This window comes from Treponema sp. Marseille-Q4132, assembly GCF_014334835.1.
GTDB lineage: Bacteria > Spirochaetota > Spirochaetia > Treponematales > Treponemataceae > Treponema_D > Treponema_D paredis.
Map to the genome: position 1 here is coordinate 595412 of NZ_CP060591.1, position 16915 is coordinate 612326.

A 16915-nucleotide genomic window follows, 5' to 3' on the forward strand; every position below is an offset into this window, starting at 1 on the left:
TCATTCACCGTCCTTGAGCAGCGCCGCCGCTTCTTTTTGCAGTTTGCCGTTTTTTTGCGCGTAAAGCTCGTCGATCTTTTTTTCGAGAGAAACGAATGCGTCGTCCTTCCACGTCGAATAGTTCCAGTCGATAAAGAGCTGGCGCAAAGAGTTGAAATAAGAGCGCGCGTCGTCTTTCGAATTCAAATCGAAATCGGATCCGAGTATGCGAAGCACTTTTTCGAGCGTATAGGTTTGGCGCTCGACGCTGACCGAATTGTCGATTTCGTCGAAAGAGTTTTGCTGAAAATACACCGAATCGAGAAAATCGCTTTTCAGATATTCGATATAATCTTCGGTCGTCGTTCCTTCTTCGCCGATGACTTTCATCATCTGGTTGACTTCCTGTCCGCTCTTAAAAAGCGTACGCGCGAAATCCACCCAGTCTTCGCGGATAACGCTTTTGTATTTCGACCACGAATTGAGCGGGTCGATCGCGGGGTATTTTCGGGCGTCGCTCCGCTCGCGTGCAAGACCGTGGAAAGCGCCGACGACTTTGAGCGTCGCCTGCGTAACCGGTTCGTCGAAGTTGCCGCCGGCGGGAGAAACCGTACCGCCGATCGTAACAGAACCCGTTTTCCCGTCGCGCAGGCGCACGATACCCGCACGTTCGTAAAAGGCTGCGATATAGGATTCGAGATAGGCGGGGAACGCTTCTTCGCCCGGAATCTCTTCGAGACGGCCGCTCATTTCGCGCAGCGCCTGCGCCCAGCGAGAAGTGGAATCGGCAAGCAAAAGCACGTTGAGTCCCATCTGGCGATAGTATTCGGCAAGCGTGACGCTCGTGTAAACCGACGCTTCGCGGGAAGCGACGGGCATGGACGATGTATTGCAGATGATGATCGTCCGCTTCATAAGCGATTCTCCGGTGCGCGGATCGATGAGTTTCGGAAAGTCTTTGATCGTTTCGACGACTTCGCCCGCACGCTCGCCGCAAGCCGCGATGATGACGATATCGACTTCGGCGTTGCGGCTCGTCGTATGCTGGATAACCGTTTTACCCGCGCCGAAAGGACCGGGTATGCAATAGGTTCCGCCGAGCGCAACAGGAAAAAACGTATCGATGAGACGTATCTTCGTAACCATCGCGTCAGACGGTGCAAGGCGTTCGGCATAGCAGTCGACGGCGCGTTTTACCGGCCACTTGAACGTCATCGTAATCGTATGCGCTTCGCCCTTTTCGTCTTCGAGGACTGCGATTTCATCTTGAATCGTGTACGATCCCGCAGCTGCGATTTTCTTTACGGTATAGGAGCCGTACATATCGAAGGGTACGAGGATCTTATGCGTAAAGGGACCTTCGGGAACCGAGCCGACGGCATCTCCGCGGTATACGACATCGCCGAGTTTTGCCGACGGCGTAAAGTCCCACTTCGTCGCTTTGGAAAGAGGCGCGACATAGACGCCCCGCTCGAGAAAAAAGCCCGCCTGTTCCGCGACAAGCGGCAGCGGATTTTGCAAACCGTCGTACACTTGACCCAGCAAACCGGGACCGAGTTCGGCACACAAAAGGTCGCCGTCGAATTCGACGGTATCGCCCGAACGTATGCCGTTCGTCATTTCGTAAATCTGCATTTGAGCGCCGTCGCCGCGTATACGGATGACTTCGCCTTTGAGCCGTTTGCCTTCGACGTTTACGTAGCCGACTTCGTTCATCGAAACGTTGCCGTCAAAGGCTATCGAAACCATATTGCCGTTGACGCCGACTACTTTCGCTTTAGTACCCGTCATATTGTTTCTCCCAGTATAGAATCGTACATATTGCGGTATGCCAGAGTACCCGCTTCTTTATTGAATTTTTTCATGCGCACAGTAAGCAAAAGCCGTATGCCGTACTCGTAGACGGCATCGACGGAAAAGTTATCCAAAGGGCGAAGATTATCGAGCACTCCGGTGCGGTATTCGTATAAAAACTTTTCCGCGGAAAGAGGACTGTCCATACCGACTGCGGTGCGGGCAGCCTGCATGATGTCGGCCGTACACGACGGCGGCACTTGCTGCGCATCGCGCTTCATCCTTTGCGCGCGGACTTGCGCAAGTGCAAAGCGGAGACTCCGCTCTCTGTCGTACCACGCATCGAGAAATTTCGAGCCGGTCGGAAAAGGCTCTTTCGGCGGAACAAGCGAAAGAGCGTTTAAAACTTCGACTTCCGCTTTCGAGAGAAAGCGCGAACACAGATCGCGGTAATAGCTTTCCGTTATCGCAAGCGATCGCTCGGCGTTTGAAATGTCGGGCAGCTGCGAAACGAGATAATACTGCTTCACTCGTTTGTCCCTTGAACGGCGCCTTTTAAGATGGCTGCAGTGCGCGGATTGACGTAGGCTGCGAACAATTCGGCAAGGGAATCGGAAGAATAATCGTAAAACGCTCTGCCGTCTTTAACTCCGATCCTGAAACCGGCCGCGAGCGTTTTATCGCTTTTGAGCACGAGCCCCTTTGCGATTTCGTCTTTGAGCGCGGACGTAAGAGCGGATTCGAGTTCTTTCAAATCCTTTTCGGAAAGCAAAACGGAAAGCTCTTTCGCATCGGTATGCTTTGTCCACGCTTTTACCGTTTCGGGAATAAGATTTGCGAGCATATCTTTCGAATATGCTTTCGCCGTTTCAGTCTTAATAATTCTGTCGAGTTCGGCGGTGAGGGAATCGCGGAACGATAAAATCATATTGCGTCCCGCCTGTGCTATAGCGTCTTCGCTCGCTTTTTCCATGCGCTCCGTTTCGGCTTTCGCATTTTTGATGATGCCGTCGGCTTTTTGCTCCGCATCGGAAACGACGGCTCGCGCTTTTTTTTCGGCGTCGGCGAGTATCTCGGCCGCAGAAGCTTCCGCGCTCGCCACTCCGTCTTTTTTTATTTTGTCGATCAATTCCTGCAACTGGACATCCATACAACCCTCGCTGTCTCGGTAAAATAAACGATATATAATCATACCGTCAAAAGCAATTTAATACAATGCCCCGCCCGAGACTTTTGTTCATCATTTCATTTTTATTCGTGCGGAACGTTTACAACCCTCGTTCCGTCCTTTTACCATCGAAATCCGTATACGGTAACCGATTCGTATTTTTTTCCGGGAAGCAAAACGCAGGACGGAAAATGAGCGATGTTCGGCGAATCGGGAAAGCACTCGGTTTCGAGGCAGAGAGCTGCGTGCTTGCCGTAGATGCGCCCGTTTTTGCCGCGCACGGCTTTCAGCATATTGCCGGTATAAAGCTGTATGCCTTTCGCATTCGTGTCGACCGTCACCGTCCTGCCCGATTCGGGATCGCACAATTGTGCAACTCGGATGATTTTTTCAGCAGATTCGGGAACGCCGGAGCTTCCGTTTTTTTCGTCGTAGATCTTCGTAACAAAGCAGTCGTCGTAACCCGTTACCGTTTTTTCGATATCGCGTCCGATGCGTTTTTCTTTCAAAAAATCGTAAGGCGTATCCTTTACGGAAAGAATTTTTCCGGTCGGGATCAAAGCGCTCGTAGTTTCAAGATAAGAGGGGCAGTCGAGTTTTAAAACATGATTTTCGATCGTACCTTTTCCCGCAAGATTAAAATACGAATGATTGGTGAGGTTTACGGGACAGGCTTTATCGCTCGATGCCGTATAACGGCACGTAAGGTTATTTTTTTCGTCGAGGATGTAGCGCACTTTTATGCGCATATTTCCGGGAAAGCCCTGCTCGCCGTCTTTTGAAACGCGCGTAAACTCGACTCCCGCACCTCTTTCGGTCGAAACGATTTTCGCTTTCCACACTTTTTTGTCCCAGCCGTCAAAACCTCCGTGCAGCATATTGCGCCCGTCGTTTTTATCGAGCGTGAAGCGTTTGCCATCAAGCGTAAATGAAGCATTTTTAATTCTGTTTGCAAAACGCCCAACAAAAGCGCCGAAATAGCTCGTATCGTAAATATAGCCTTCGAGCGTCGAATACCCCAGTACGACGTCGGTTTCGATGCCGTCCGAATCGCGCAGCACGATACTCGTAATCCTGCAGCCGTAATCCGTAACGGAAAAGGACATGCGCTTGTTTTTAACGGTAAAAAGCGAAACCTTCGTTCCGTCGGAAAGTACGCCGAAATTTTGCACCGTTGTTTTCATAACTTCTCCCATAAAAACTTTCAGAAGTTCACTATTGCATATCGAGTATCATCTGCACTTCGGTTTTCGAACATGAAAGCTGCTTTGCAATTTGTTCGATCGTAAGTCCCATTTCCGACATTTCGAGCACTTGCTTCGTAAAATTCTTTTTCGGCACCACGGGCGTTTCCGAAAAATATACATCGGGTTTTATAACCGGCACTTTCGCGTACGACGTTCCGTCGCCCATCACGTTCATCTCGGCCTTTGTACTCACTTCTTTTTGTTTGTCATCGAAAAGCGAATGCTGCATTTCCGCAAGCGCTTCCCCTTCTCCCGTTACTGCATAGGACGCGTCGGGGGAAGGCCTGGAGCGAGGAACATTTTTTTTGTAAGTATTCGCGGCGCGGCGGGAAAATTCGGGAACCGTCTTTTTTTCAAGCGTATCGCGGAGAGCGGACAGCGATTCTTTTTTCGCTTCTTCGCTTTGCGCAAGCGCAATTCTTCTGTCGGCTTCTTCGATGAGGCACTTCAGCTGCTTTGTTCTGTCGTCGATGATATCGATCGCGCGGACGGTATGATTGTTGATGTCGCGGATCATTCTGTCCATTTCGGTTCTCGCTTTTTCGATGACGTCGTCAGCCGAAAAGAGACGCTTAAAGCGGACTGTAAAAACGATCCACAGAGCGATATTGATCGCAACGATAGCAAATAATACTGCCGGCACGTTTACCTCGTAATATCTATGTGCTGGCCGATATAGGATTCCCGTACGGCACGCTCGCGCCCTTCGTGTTTTTTTTCGCGCTCTCCGCCTTTACCCTTCTCTTCACTCTCACCGTGAGAAGGAGAAGAGCCGTCGTTTTTTACGGCGCGCGATTGGGCTTCCGATTCGTCTGATGCGGGACGGGAGACGCGTTCGGCTTCTTCCAAATTCTCGCGCACGATATTTTGCTGCTGCATCGCTTCGGCGAATTTACCGCCGTCTTGGGCTTGCGCGGCGTTTTGCGCGATATTCGCCATTTGAGAATACATCGTCTGAAGGTCAATTGGTTGTATAGCCATCGGGCCCCTTTAGTTTGGAAGCGGCTTCGTATTTGCCGCGCTTGACGAAATTGTTATCGAAATAGAACGTTACGCCCGATACTTCGTTATGCACTTCGTCGAGTACGTCGCGCACGTAGATTTTTACACCCGAGTACACCGTTCCCGACGCTTTCACTTTTCCGACCGCTTTCAATTCGCGCAAGTGTTCCTGCAGCGACTGAATCTCTTCGGTCATATCCGCCGATTCCGAATCGATCTGCGCTTTGCGGTCTTTGAGTTTCGTAAGGTTGTCTTCTTTTTCTTTCGGAAGCGAGCGGCGAATCTTTTTTTGATTTTCGAGCGTCGAAATATCGAGTTCGAGATTTTCAAGCTCTTTGACAAGCGCGCTCTGCTTTTCCTGCAGACTGTCGAGGCGCTGCTTTGCCCGCGGATCGAATCCCACTTCGAGTATCGTTTCCGCTCCCCCTCCCGGAGAACCGATGCTCTTTGCGGAAATCTCTTCCGTCGCAAACAAATGTCCGCCCATGATCTGCGCTTTTTTTCCGGTCAAAACGATGTTTTTCATCGCCATAACTTCCGAATTCATAATGCTGTCGATAACGATGACGGATTCGTCGACTTCGACTTTCGCCGCTTGTATGAATTTCGCCCACAGCGATTTTTTACTTTTAAGCGTTCCGCCGTTTTTACCGAATATACCCTGCTGTACGATGATATTGCCGCCTGCGTTGATTTTGCAGTTGCCGACCGTACCGCCGACTTCGATATTGCCCGATGCGTCGACGTTGAAGCCGTCTTCGACGCTCCCGCGGATGATGACGGAGCCGAGGAATTTGATGTTTCCCGTTTTGATGTTGACGCTCATAAGCTGAAGTACGGGTTCCACCGTAATCTTGCCGGCAAAGAGCATAACCTGTCCGTCGGTATCGGCAATGACCGTCATACCGTCGGGAGCGAGAGAAACGTTTTGTCCGAGCGGGATCGGTATATCCTTTCCGTTTTTCGCTTCGGTATAGCGTCCCAAAAGCGTTTTGCCGGGCTTGCCTCGCTCGGCGGGAATTTTTTGTGCAAGGCGTCCGCCTTTGATGACGTTTTGAATGAGGTTCAGCTCTTTAAAATCGACCTGCCCCGTCGCAGATTCCGTCGCACGCAGCTTTTTCGGATCCGTTTCAAAATCGTACGCTATATACGCGTCCCTTCCGTCCTGAGCGGGAGTACCTGCAGCAACTTCGTACGGAGTTTCGTAGACGGGATCGTCGACAAAAGCTTCGATTTTATCTTCTTCAAATCCCGTGACGACGCCTTGAGCGCGGAGCGCACGTTCGATCATCGAATAAGAAACGTCGGCGCCGCTCATCGAAGGGGCGGACGCGACGATTTCCGCTTTCATCTCATCGCTTGAAATGCTCACCGAAACGCTCGCGTCTCCGGCGGCTATGTGCTTGTAGGTGCCGACTTCTTCATAGCGACCGGCCGTACCCTGTCTGATATATTTTTTTACAAGATCGTCTTCCACGGAAACCGTATCCGGCCGCGTAAGCGCCAACATCACGTCTTTGCCGTCGACGGCTTTTCCCGTTCCCGAAGGAAGGAGCACTTTGAGCATGATCCTGTCGCCGAAGTGACGGACATAATACGCGCCGTCTCTGTCGATTATTTTTTCTGCAGCCGATTCCTCATCCTCTCCGAAAAGATCGTCCTTTGCCGACTTCCGTTTTACGTGAACGGTATTCGGATTTTCATAGATGCGAAGCCGCCACGGTTTTTTTCCGAAACCGAGAAAACCGCTGCTTCCCTTTTCGATGACTTCGTATTCGAGATCGGCGGCTTTCGTGTCGAGCTGGACGGCGGCATCGGCGAGCGCTTCATCGATGCTTTCGGCATGGACGTCGACGTTGTGCAGCTGCTTGTCGCGTTCCAAGAGATGCTGCATATCCGCACGTATTTTCTCGAGCGATACCATCACATGATTCCTTTCCTGAGATTCGTCAACTTCGCGCGCATTCTGAGATTCGCTTTCGTATGCAGCTGGGAAATGCGCGATTCGCTTACGTTGAGCACTTGTCCGATTTCTTTAAATGTCAAATCTTCGTGATAATACAAAACGATGACCATCTTTTCTTTTTCCGGCAATTCGTTGATGGCCTGTACGATAACTCTTTTAATCTCTTCGCGTTCGACGATCGCATCGGGGTTCATGCTCGACGGAGATTCGATACTGTCTCCGATCGACGTGTTCGCGGAATCGTCTCCGCCGTGCCATACGTCGCTCAAAGAGAGGACGCTCGTTCCCGATACTTTCATGATGATGCGGTGATAATCGTCTTCACTTACGCCGAGCGATTCCGCGATTTCCGCATCGCTTGCCGTCCGTCCGAGCCGCGCTTCGAGCGTATTGATAGCATCTTCTATTTCACGAGATTTTTGCCGGACGGAACGCGGCACCCAATCGATTTGTCTGAGCTCGTCGAAGATTGCGCCGCGAATCCGGGTGACGGCGTATGTTTTAAATTTGACGTTTTTCGACGGATCGTATTTTTCGATCGCGTCGAGCAGACCGAATTGCCCGAAACCGACGAGATCGTCGAATTCGACGCTGCCGGGCATACCGACGGACACCTTTCCCGCAACGTATTTTACAAGCGGCATATACTGCCGTATAAAAGCGTCGCGCAGTGCCTGCGATTTCGTCTTTCGGTATTCTTCCCAGAGTCTGTCTTCTTCTTTTTCGTCGTTTACCGGGTCTGCCATAGTATGCACCTTATATTAAGTTTCGTTATCCTTTGCAAGCGCAGTGCTTATCGCCTTAGCCATAAGCGTCGTATCCTTTTCACTGTATTTACTCGCCTTATCGGATTTTTTCACTTTGTCCGAAGTGGCTGAAAAAACGGTGTCTTCGACGATTTCTCCGGACGGAGTCAAATCTTCAATATCGGGAAGATCGTCGAGCGTATCGTCTTTCAGCGAAAAACCGCCGTCCGAATCGCTGCCCGCTTCTTTTCCCGAAATCGTCCGGGCATTTTCATACAGCTGAACCGGAACAAAACCGTCATCCGACTGATCCGCTCGGCCGTTCGGCGAAACCCCGCCGTCCGACGTATAGATCGTATCGATACTCCCGTCTGAAGCGCCGGAAAAACGCCCTTCTTTTTCTCCGCCCGAATAATCCTCTTTGTTCAACATCTGATGATTTTCACCGACATAAAATTCAGGAGAACCGTCTTCGGTCGGAAGCTCTTCATCCTGCACGACGATATCGACATTGCCTCCCGTTGTGCCGTGCGCCGCCTCCGCACCGCCGGCCGGCGCGTCGATATTCAAAAACGTCGTACCGATAAACTGCACGACAAATCCCACGAGGGCAAACACCGCGGCAAATATAAAAGCAAAGAGCAGTATGCGTCCGATACCGCCGCGAGAAAAAAAGCCGAAGAAAAAAGAGACGAGGAAGCCTGCAAGCGCAAAACCTGCGATAAACCGAACCTGCTTCACCACACCTCCCTAAAAACTTTTGCAGGATGTTTCGACATTCATACTATTATATACTATAAAATAATAAAAATACAATGCCGCTTTTTAATGACCGCGCACGCCGTACATTCTCCGTTTTCAAAGCTGCATGCTCAGTGCTTTCTTCGCAAAAACTTTTTCAAAAAGTTCGATACGCCTTCATTTTCAGCCGGTTCCGTTTTTTCGATACGGCCGACGATGTGCTTGATGCACATTGCGGGCTTTGACGTCGGATTGATGACGATAAAGGGCTTTTGCCGGATGACGGAAGCCTGCACGACCGGATCGTCATACACAAAACCGATATAATCGACTTTGTAATTCAAAAACTGACTGACGATCGTGATGATGCGCTCGGAAATGCGCTTGCCCTCGTCCGCAGAGTGCGCTCGGTTTACGAGCAGCTTTAAGTTGACCGGATGTTCGACGATTTCCGTCGTGATGATTTTAATAATGCCGTATGCATCGGTGATCGCCGTCGGTTCGGGCGTCGTAACGACGTACACTTCATCGGCGGCGGCGACGAACTGCAAAACATTGTTCGTGATGCCCGCGCCCGTGTCGATGATGATGATATCGGCGGAACCCAGAGAGGCGAACTGTTTTGCAAAATCCTCGAGCTCTTTGATGGAAAGGTTTGCGATTTTTGAAAGCCCGTTTGCACCTGCGATGAATTTGATATTGAATTCGGTATCGAGGATGATCTCCTTCATCGTCTTTTTTTTGTCGATGACGTGCATGAGATTATACGGCGGCACTTGATTGAGCAATACGTTGATATTCGCCATACCGAGATCCCCGTCAATCAAAATGACGCGCTTGCCGATCTGAGCGTAGGCTATAGCCATATTTACGGCTATGTTCGATTTACCGACGCCGCCTTTGCCGCTCGTGATCGCAAGGATGCGCGTTTTGTGCGCATCTTTTGCCGAAGATGTCCGTTTTTTTTCATGAGCGCTGTCTTTCATCAATTCACGCAAACCTTCTGCCTGTTCTTCCATATCCTATTCTCCAAATTCATCTTCTATATGCACGCGATCCACATCGAAGCCCGAAAGCCTGATGAGAAACTGAATAACGTCCGCACGGTGGATGTCCCGCACGACCTTTTGTCCGTCGGCGATGTATGAAATCTTTTTGTTTTTTTCGTGAAGTACGCTGATGATATTTCCGTATTGCTTCGATTCGTCGCACTTCGTCACGATGACGGAATTGTATCCGAACTGCTCGTAATTTTGCATGATATTCGCAAGATCCGATGCTTTCGTAGAAGCGGCGACGGCGAGGTGTATGTCCGGTTTCATACCGCGCACGTCGAGAACGGCTTTCATCTTGCCGATGTTTTCGGTATCGTTCGGACTGTAGCCGCTCGTGTCGATAAAAATCGCGTCGAGATTTTCGCGCTTTTCGTCGTAGAGCTTTTTCAAGTCTTCGACCGTTTCCGCTTTTTCGAGTTCCGTTTCAAAAATCGTACTGTACGAAGCGAGCTGTTCATAGGCTCCGACGCGCATCGTATCGGTCGTGATAAATGCGAACGACGGTATTCTCCGCCCTTCTCTCTTCGCTTCGCTCACCATCTTCGTCGCAAGTTTTACGAGCGTCGTCGTTTTTCCGACTCCCGTGGGGCCTACGATAACGACGACGTGCGGCGGCCGCTGGATTTTTTCCGGCGCGATAGAAATCGTCTTTCCGATCCAGTCGACTACTTTGCGTTCTACGGCTTTAAAATCGTCGAGCGCATCGAGCGTAAAACTCGATTGCAGTTTTTCTGTTATCTCGCTGATGTACGAAAACGTAAATTCGTTTTCTTCCAAAAGGCTTTCGATTTTTTTGATCGACGGATGTTTTTCCGAAGCGGCGAATGACATATTTTTCAACTGCTTCGAAATAGTATCTTCCATTTGGGAGAGGCGGGTATTCATCGCGGCATTGATCGCCGTCACCTGAGCCGCGCGTAAAAGATCGTCTTTGGTTTTATTGAACGCGGCAGCCGCATCGAGCGCATCCGTTCCGTCCCTGGATGAAAGCTTTGTCGTATATGCGGCCGCATTTTTTTGCACATCCTCTTCGCGGTCTACCGTATAAGAAACTTCGACGACTTCTTTTTGCCCGATGCCGAAAAATCCGCCTTTGAGCATCGTGCGTTTTCCGCAGATCGTATACTCGTTATTGAATTTTTCAAACAGCTTCGCTTTGCATTCGTCGAGCGTTCGTCCCGTTATTTTCAATACGGGCATGTCCCGTCTTTCCGCGCTATACATTCTGTATCGTCACTCCTGCTTTATCTTCTGCGATTTCCCCGAGCACTTCGACTTTTATGCTTCTGCCGGCGGCGATTATTTCTCTGTCGGAAATGACGATGATGTCGGGCATTTCCCGATTCGTCATATTCCACACAAGGCGGCGCACCATAGACGAACACATAACAATCGGAAGCCAGCCCTTGCTTCGAAGCGCGTTATAACCGCCGTGTATCGCGCGCTCCCATATCCGCAAATCGACCGGATCGAGGGCGACAAAGGGCTCCGTGCCCCCGCCCTTTGCCGTGTGATCGAGCAGGAGCTGCGACAAATCCTGCGACAAGCTCATAACACGAAGCGTATTGTCTTCGTCGGCATACTGTTTGCATATCTGGAGCCCCAGCGCTTCGCGCACTTTTTCCGCAAGATCCCACGCATTGTGCGTGATCGGTCCGAAGTTTGCGAGCGTTTCGAGGATGACGACGATGTTGCGTATGGACACGCGCTCCTGCAAAAGCATCTTCAAAACCTTTTCGATATCGCCGTAGGTGAATTTGCATTTTTCGCTGTTGAGCACTTCGTCGACGACGACAGGATTCGTTTCTTTGATATTGTTTATGATCCTCGACACTTCCTGCCGTCCGATGATTTCCGACGCATGCGCTTTGATGATTTCCGTCAAATGCGTCGCAATGATCGTCGGAGGATCGACGACGGTATAGCCGTTCCGTTCGGCTTCCGCCCGCTTTTCTTCCGGCAGCCAAATCGCGTTCATACCGAAAGCGGGATCTTTCGTTTTTTCTCCCTGCAGCTCTTCGGTTACCGTACCGGTATTCATGCACATATAGTAACCGAGTCTGATCGTGCTCCTCCCCGCTTCGATGCCGCGGATTTTAAAACTGTATTCGTTCGGATCGAGCGTCATGTTGTCGACGATGCGGATCGGAGGAACGATAAGTCCCATATCGAGAGCGGCTTCGTGCCGTATGCGCGTGATCCGTTCGAGAAGTTCCGCGCCTTTTTCTTTATCGACGAGCGGGATGAGCGCATAGCCGAGTTCGAGCGACAAGGTATCGAGAGGTGCTATCGCCGCCGCATCCGCGGGGCTCGTGCCGCCCGTCTTTTCTTTTGCCGTAGCGGCGGCAGCCTGCGCTTTTTCGCGCACTTGAGAAGCTGCAATACGGTATCCCATAAAAAAGAAAAAAGCTCCGAGCAAAATCAAAAGCACCGTCGCTCCCGCACCGTTTCCGATAAACGCAATCCCCATAAACGCGAGAGCCGCTCCGACGATTTCGTAGATGTGCCCGTCGATCGTAAAGTTTTTCGAAAGCTGTTTATCGAAAGCTTCGTCGGTGCTGCTTCCCGTAACGATGAGACCGGTCGCAAACGAAAGCATGAGAGAAGGGATCTGCGACATAAGACCGTCGCCGATCGTAAGCTTCGCATAAGATAAAAGCGCGTCTCCCGCCGACATGCGGTTGATCGCCATACCGACGGCGAATCCGCCGAATATGTTTATCGCCGTGATAAAGATGCCTGCTTTGACGTTGCCCGAAACGAATTTCGAAGCGCCGTCCATCGTCGAATAAAAATCGACCGAACGATCGAGCTCTTCCTGTTCTTTTTGCGCTTCTTCTTCCGTTATGATGCCGCTGTTAAGACGATTGCCGATGTCGAATTTTTTCGTGCTCATGGAATCGAGCGAAAACCGCGCGGCGACTTCCGATACGCGAGTGGCCCCTTTTGTGATAACGACGACCTGCACGACGATCAAAATAATAAAAATCACAAAGCCGATGACGACAGGCGTCGCTCCCGCGCCTCCGCCGGTGACGATATTCGCAAATGCCTGCACCATAGCGCTTTGACTTTTCGAAAGACCTGCGGGGTTTACGGGATTCGCGAGGATGAGACGCGTCGATGAAATATTGATACCGAGCCCGAAAAGCGTCATAAACAAAAGCACGCGCGGGAATGTTATGAAATTCGTCGCGCGGGGCGTATACATGACGATGAGCAGAACGACGATCGAAAACGCGATATTGAGCGCCATCGAAAAATCGATGAGAATGCGAGGCATCGGTATGACGAGAAAAAGCGCTACGACGACAACTGCGACGCCGACGATATTGCGCTGCAAAAAATTTAAAATGCTTTGATTTGAAATTCGTCTTGCTTCATCAGGCATCAGTCCCCACCCGCCTACTAAAGCCGCTTATGCAAATTCATAACGTGAGCATAGATATCGGCAATAATTCTAAAGTATTCTTCCGGTATTATATCACCAACATCCGTGTTTGCATAGAGACCGCGCGCAACGGGACGGTTTTCCACGACGGGCACGCCGTTTTCTTCGGCTATCCTGCGCATGGAAAAAGCGACTTCATCCTCTCCCTTCGCCGTAACGCGCGGGGCTTCGTAGCCGGCAGCCGCATCGTATTTCAGCGCGACGGCAAAGTGGGTCGGGTTTGTAATGACGACGTCGGATTCTCTGACGGCCTGCGGCATATTTTGCTGAAGGATGGCGCGCTGGGCCTGCTGCAGCCTGTTTTTTGTTTCGGAATCGCCTTCCAATTCTTTGTATTCTTCTTTTACTTCCTGCTTCGTCATCTTCATCTGTTCCATGAATTCGTGCCGCTGCACGAAATAATCGGGAATCGCGATGATAAGAAAGACAACGCTCGCCATTATTAAAATTTCCGCGCTCATAACGCCGATGCGGCGGATCGCCATGCCGATGCTTCCGTTTTGAATTTCGAGCATAAGAATCGGAACGTCGCGCTTGAGCAGCATAAAAGCGAGTATCGAAATGACGAACACTTTGCCGAGCGATTTCGCGACATTAAAAAGCCCGCGCAGCGAAAAAAGCGTATTGCGGAAATACTGAACGAAGTTCGGAACGATTTTTTGAAACTTGGGTTCTATCGTCTTCGTCGTAAAGATAAAGCTGCGGTTTTGGATGATATTTCCCGCAACCCCGCCTACAATGCCGATAATGCCGATCGGCAGAACGAGACGCAAAAAAAAATAATAAAACGCGCGCGCGATCGCGGGATCGTTTACGCTCGATGAAGCGCAGCGCGAAAAATAAAAACGAAAAATCGCCGCACATTCTTTCAGCATCGAGGGTGCAAAGACGATGAGGAGTACGACGCACAAAAGCATGACGAAAGCGCTGTTGAGTTCGGCGCTTTTTGCGACGCGGCCTTCCTTTCTCGCTTTTTCAAGCTTGTATTCCGACGCCTCTTCGGTTCTGCCTTCGTCTTCCGCGGCGAACCACTGAAGGTCGATATACAGATACGCCGGTACGGGAAGTACATCGTTCACGAAGCGCCTCCCGAAATGATCGTAATAAGAGATGTGATGCCCGCATTGAACGAGCGTTCGAAAAAATCGCAAAGCTGAGGCATAAGCACAGCGATGACGAAAAACGACGTGAGCAAAAGAAGCGCAAACCCTTCGGACAAAAGATTCATCTGAGGAGCCGCACGCGCAAGGATCCCCATGCAGATATTGATGAGCAAAAGCGTTCCCATAAGCGGAAGGGCGATGACGAGCGAAGCCGAAAAAAGCTCGGTAAGACTTCCGACCAAAAATCGCACGATGCGCTCTTTCGCTTCGAGGAGGGCAAACACGTTCATCGATGCAAAGCTTGAAACGAGTCCTCGCAAAAACAGTTTTTGGAACCACTTGCTCTGCAAAAAAATCAGCATCGCGACGAGATTCAAATACTGCCCCATAAGCGGGTTTTCGATTTGCGCAAGTGCGTCGTACACTTCGGATGCGCTCAAGCCCATTTGAAATGCAAAAAATTGACCGGCAGTGCTGAACGCGGAAAAAAGGATCGTGATAAAAAAACCGATGATGAGTCCGATCATCGCTTCTCCCGCAAGTAAAAACGCGTATGACAGATCGAAAAGACCGCTCGATGAAATATACGGAGCGTAAGACGAAAAATCGACGTGCGGAACGAGAGCGTATGCCATATAACCTGCAAGCGCTATCTTCGCCGTCCTCGGCACCGAGCGCATCGAAAAGAGCGGCAGCGTCATTAAAAGCGCAAAACAGCGCACGGCAATGAGCAAAAATATCGGCGCATGACTTACGATACGATCGATCACCGCTTTCGTCCTTATCTCTAACGCGCCATAAGCGGTATGAGATTAAAAAGAGAAACCGTATAATTCCTGAGATGCGTAAACATCCAACCGCCGAGGAGCGCCAAAGCCGCAAGGATCGTCAAAACCTTCGGCAAAAACGTCAGCGTCTGCTCCTGAATCGACGTCGTCGCTTGAAAGATCGCAACGACAAGTCCGACCAGGAGAGCTGCTCCGAGCACGGGTGATGCGAGGATAAAAATTTCAAATACGCCGCCGCGGATTAAATTGACAAGCTGACCGATCGACATAACTACCATCCTTAACGCAAAACGGAAACGAAAAGCTGCTGCGTCAAAAGTCCCCATCCGTCGACGAGGACGAAGAGCATCAGTTTAAAGGGCATCGAAATCTGCACCGGCGGCAGCATCATCATACCCATGGACATGAGGATGCTCGCGACGACCATATCGATGATGATAAACGGAATGTAAAGCAGCACGCCTATTTTAAACGCGACGGTAAGCTCGTGTAAAATGTAAGCGGGTACCAGGATATGCGTCGGAACGTCGGCGAGCGTATTCGGCCGATCCATTCTCGCCATAGACATAAAAAGGGAAATGGAACTCGTATCTTCGGCCATCTGCGTATACATAAAAATGCGCATCGGAGCTTCGGCTTCACGGTACGCTTCTTCGACGCCGATTTCCCCGCTCGAAAGCGGACGGAACGAATTGTCGTACACCTTCGTAAAAGTCGGCCACATGACAAAAATCGTCATAAAAAACGCGATTCCGTTGAGGACTGCCGTCGGAGGCACTTGCTGCAGAGAGAGGGCTCGTTTAATAAAATCGAGGACGATCGAAAAACGCAAAAAGCACGTCGTCAAAATCAAAATGCTCGGCGCAAGCGTGAGCACCGTAAGCAAAAGGAGTACTTGTACCGAAAACGCGACTTCTCCGCCCGTTTGAGGCTGCGTAAGGGTTATACCGACGTTCGGCACGACAGGATTCCGCACATTGCGATTCATCTCCGTCGTACCCCTCGCAGACCGTTCGGGAAAATTATTATTTTGCTGAGCGGAAAGCTCCGCACCGCATAAAAGGCAAGCAAGGATGACTGCCGCACGGACGATGCGCACCGTCCGCATCCGATATATTTTTTTTCCTGAACCGATGCCGGACTTCGCCTGCACGAAGCGCGGTTTCCGCTCGGCGCAAGAAGGCGTCGGTTTGCCGCCGAAATCTTTGAGAAATCTCATATCAGTTTTCCGAATCGAGACGGCTTCTCTGCGCCCGAAGCATATCGCGCGCTTTATCGCCGTCGCCGCTGAAAACGCTTTCGCCTTTTTTCGCTCCCTGCGGCATAAAAATCGAAAGGATATCGCCGAAGTTCCGCGGCCTCTTTACGTTTTGTCGAGTATCCGCATAGAGATTCATCGCGTGAATCGTCTCTTTATCGGTAACCTCACCGATGAGGTTGACCGCATTGTCGGTAACTCCGATCAAATACGCTTTATCGTCGAGGAGCGAAACGACGTGCACCGATTTTCCGGGCGCGATCGATACGGAAGATACGACGCGCAAAAATTGGTCGCCTTCCCCGACGTCTTTGTTCATACTGCGCTTCATGAGATAGACGACCGCATACACGCACGCGACGACGACGGCGAGAACAAGGATCATGCGGATAAAAAGCCAAAGCGTCGAAGACGGCCGTTCGGCTGCGGACGGCGAAAGCGCGGGATCCGTTATAGGCAAAGAAGATTCGTCGACGGGCGCACTTTCAGCCCGCTCGATGCGCGTATCTTCGGTCACCTGTGCTTGCGCATACGGCGGAAAAGATACGGCGACCAGCAAAAACGAAAACACCGCCGTTTTTAATAATTTTGAGTATTGCAACTGTTCCCCCACCCTG

The 16915-nt window shown here is 50.7% G+C and carries 17 protein-coding genes; all 17 read right to left on the reverse strand.

The window, feature by feature from the left end; translation table 11 throughout:
• The gene (locus H9I35_RS02775) at window positions 1–1770 is read right to left on the reverse strand and encodes a V-type ATP synthase subunit A (protein ID WP_187420113.1); all 1770 of its coding nucleotides are present in this window, start codon (window positions 1768–1770) and stop codon (window positions 1–3) included.
• Window positions 1767–2303, reverse strand: a complete 537-nt coding sequence (locus H9I35_RS02780; RefSeq protein WP_187420114.1) for a hypothetical protein — start codon at window positions 2301–2303, stop codon at window positions 1767–1769. Before H9I35_RS02780 ends, H9I35_RS02775 begins: the two co-directional genes overlap by 4 nt.
• Window positions 2300–2923, reverse strand: coding sequence for a V-type ATP synthase subunit E (locus tag H9I35_RS02785; protein ID WP_187420115.1), 624 nt, complete (start codon window positions 2921–2923; stop codon window positions 2300–2302). The genes H9I35_RS02780 and H9I35_RS02785 overlap by 4 nt, the downstream gene beginning before the upstream one ends.
• Window positions 2924–3063: 140 nt before the next feature.
• On the reverse strand, window positions 3064–4125 hold the full coding sequence (locus H9I35_RS02790; RefSeq protein ID WP_187420116.1) for an aldose epimerase family protein: 1062 nt from the start codon (window positions 4123–4125) through the stop codon (window positions 3064–3066).
• A 31-nt stretch (window positions 4126–4156) separates the two neighbouring features.
• A complete protein-coding gene (locus H9I35_RS02795) occupies window positions 4157–4831 on the reverse strand; it encodes a hypothetical protein (RefSeq protein ID WP_187420117.1) in 675 nt (224 codons plus the stop codon).
• Between the two features lie 2 nt (window positions 4832–4833).
• Window positions 4834–5169, reverse strand: a complete 336-nt coding sequence (locus H9I35_RS02800; protein WP_187420118.1) for a hypothetical protein — start codon at window positions 5167–5169, stop codon at window positions 4834–4836.
• Window positions 5150–7114: a FapA family protein gene (locus tag H9I35_RS02805; RefSeq protein WP_187420119.1), complete on the reverse strand. Its 1965-nt coding sequence runs from the start codon at window positions 7112–7114 to the stop codon at window positions 5150–5152. The genes H9I35_RS02800 and H9I35_RS02805 overlap by 20 nt, the downstream gene beginning before the upstream one ends.
• The gene (gene whiG, locus H9I35_RS02810) at window positions 7114–7902 is read right to left on the reverse strand and encodes an RNA polymerase sigma factor WhiG (protein ID WP_016520307.1); all 789 of its coding nucleotides are present in this window, start codon (window positions 7900–7902) and stop codon (window positions 7114–7116) included. Before whiG ends, H9I35_RS02805 begins: the two co-directional genes overlap by 1 nt.
• 15 nt (window positions 7903–7917) lie before the next feature.
• On the reverse strand, window positions 7918–8643 hold the full coding sequence (locus H9I35_RS02815) for a hypothetical protein (protein WP_187420120.1): 726 nt from the start codon (window positions 8641–8643) through the stop codon (window positions 7918–7920).
• Between the two features lie 131 nt (window positions 8644–8774).
• Window positions 8775–9662 (reverse strand): MinD/ParA family protein, encoded by an 888-nt coding sequence (locus H9I35_RS02820; protein WP_187420121.1) that lies wholly within the window; start codon window positions 9660–9662, stop codon window positions 8775–8777.
• Between the two features lie 3 nt (window positions 9663–9665).
• Entirely contained in the window at window positions 9666–10922 is a 1257-nt protein-coding gene (locus H9I35_RS02825; RefSeq protein ID WP_187420122.1) for a flagellar biosynthesis protein FlhF, read from the reverse strand.
• Window positions 10915–13089, reverse strand: coding sequence for a flagellar biosynthesis protein FlhA (locus H9I35_RS02830; RefSeq protein ID WP_187420123.1), 2175 nt, complete (start codon window positions 13087–13089; stop codon window positions 10915–10917). Before H9I35_RS02830 ends, H9I35_RS02825 begins: the two co-directional genes overlap by 8 nt.
• Window positions 13090–13106: 17 nt before the next feature.
• Window positions 13107–14228, reverse strand: coding sequence for an EscU/YscU/HrcU family type III secretion system export apparatus switch protein (locus H9I35_RS02835; RefSeq protein WP_187420124.1), 1122 nt, complete (start codon window positions 14226–14228; stop codon window positions 13107–13109).
• Complete coding sequence (gene fliR, locus H9I35_RS02840) at window positions 14225–15022, reverse strand: flagellar biosynthetic protein FliR (RefSeq protein ID WP_187420125.1); 798 nt, start codon at window positions 15020–15022, stop codon at window positions 14225–14227. The genes H9I35_RS02835 and fliR overlap by 4 nt, the downstream gene beginning before the upstream one ends.
• Window positions 15023–15039: 17 nt before the next feature.
• Window positions 15040–15309 carry a flagellar biosynthesis protein FliQ gene (gene fliQ / locus H9I35_RS02845; RefSeq protein WP_016520314.1) on the reverse strand — a complete coding sequence of 90 codons (270 nt, stop codon included), beginning with the start codon at window positions 15307–15309 and terminating at the stop codon, window positions 15040–15042.
• An 11-nt stretch (window positions 15310–15320) separates the two neighbouring features.
• Window positions 15321–16148 carry a flagellar type III secretion system pore protein FliP gene (gene fliP, locus H9I35_RS02850; RefSeq protein ID WP_187420718.1) on the reverse strand — a complete coding sequence of 276 codons (828 nt, stop codon included), beginning with the start codon at window positions 16146–16148 and terminating at the stop codon, window positions 15321–15323.
• A gap of 112 nt (window positions 16149–16260) precedes the next feature.
• Entirely contained in the window at window positions 16261–16911 is a 651-nt protein-coding gene (locus tag H9I35_RS02855; protein WP_187420126.1) for a flagellar biosynthetic protein FliO, read from the reverse strand.
• Window positions 16912–16915: the final 4 nt, after the last annotated feature.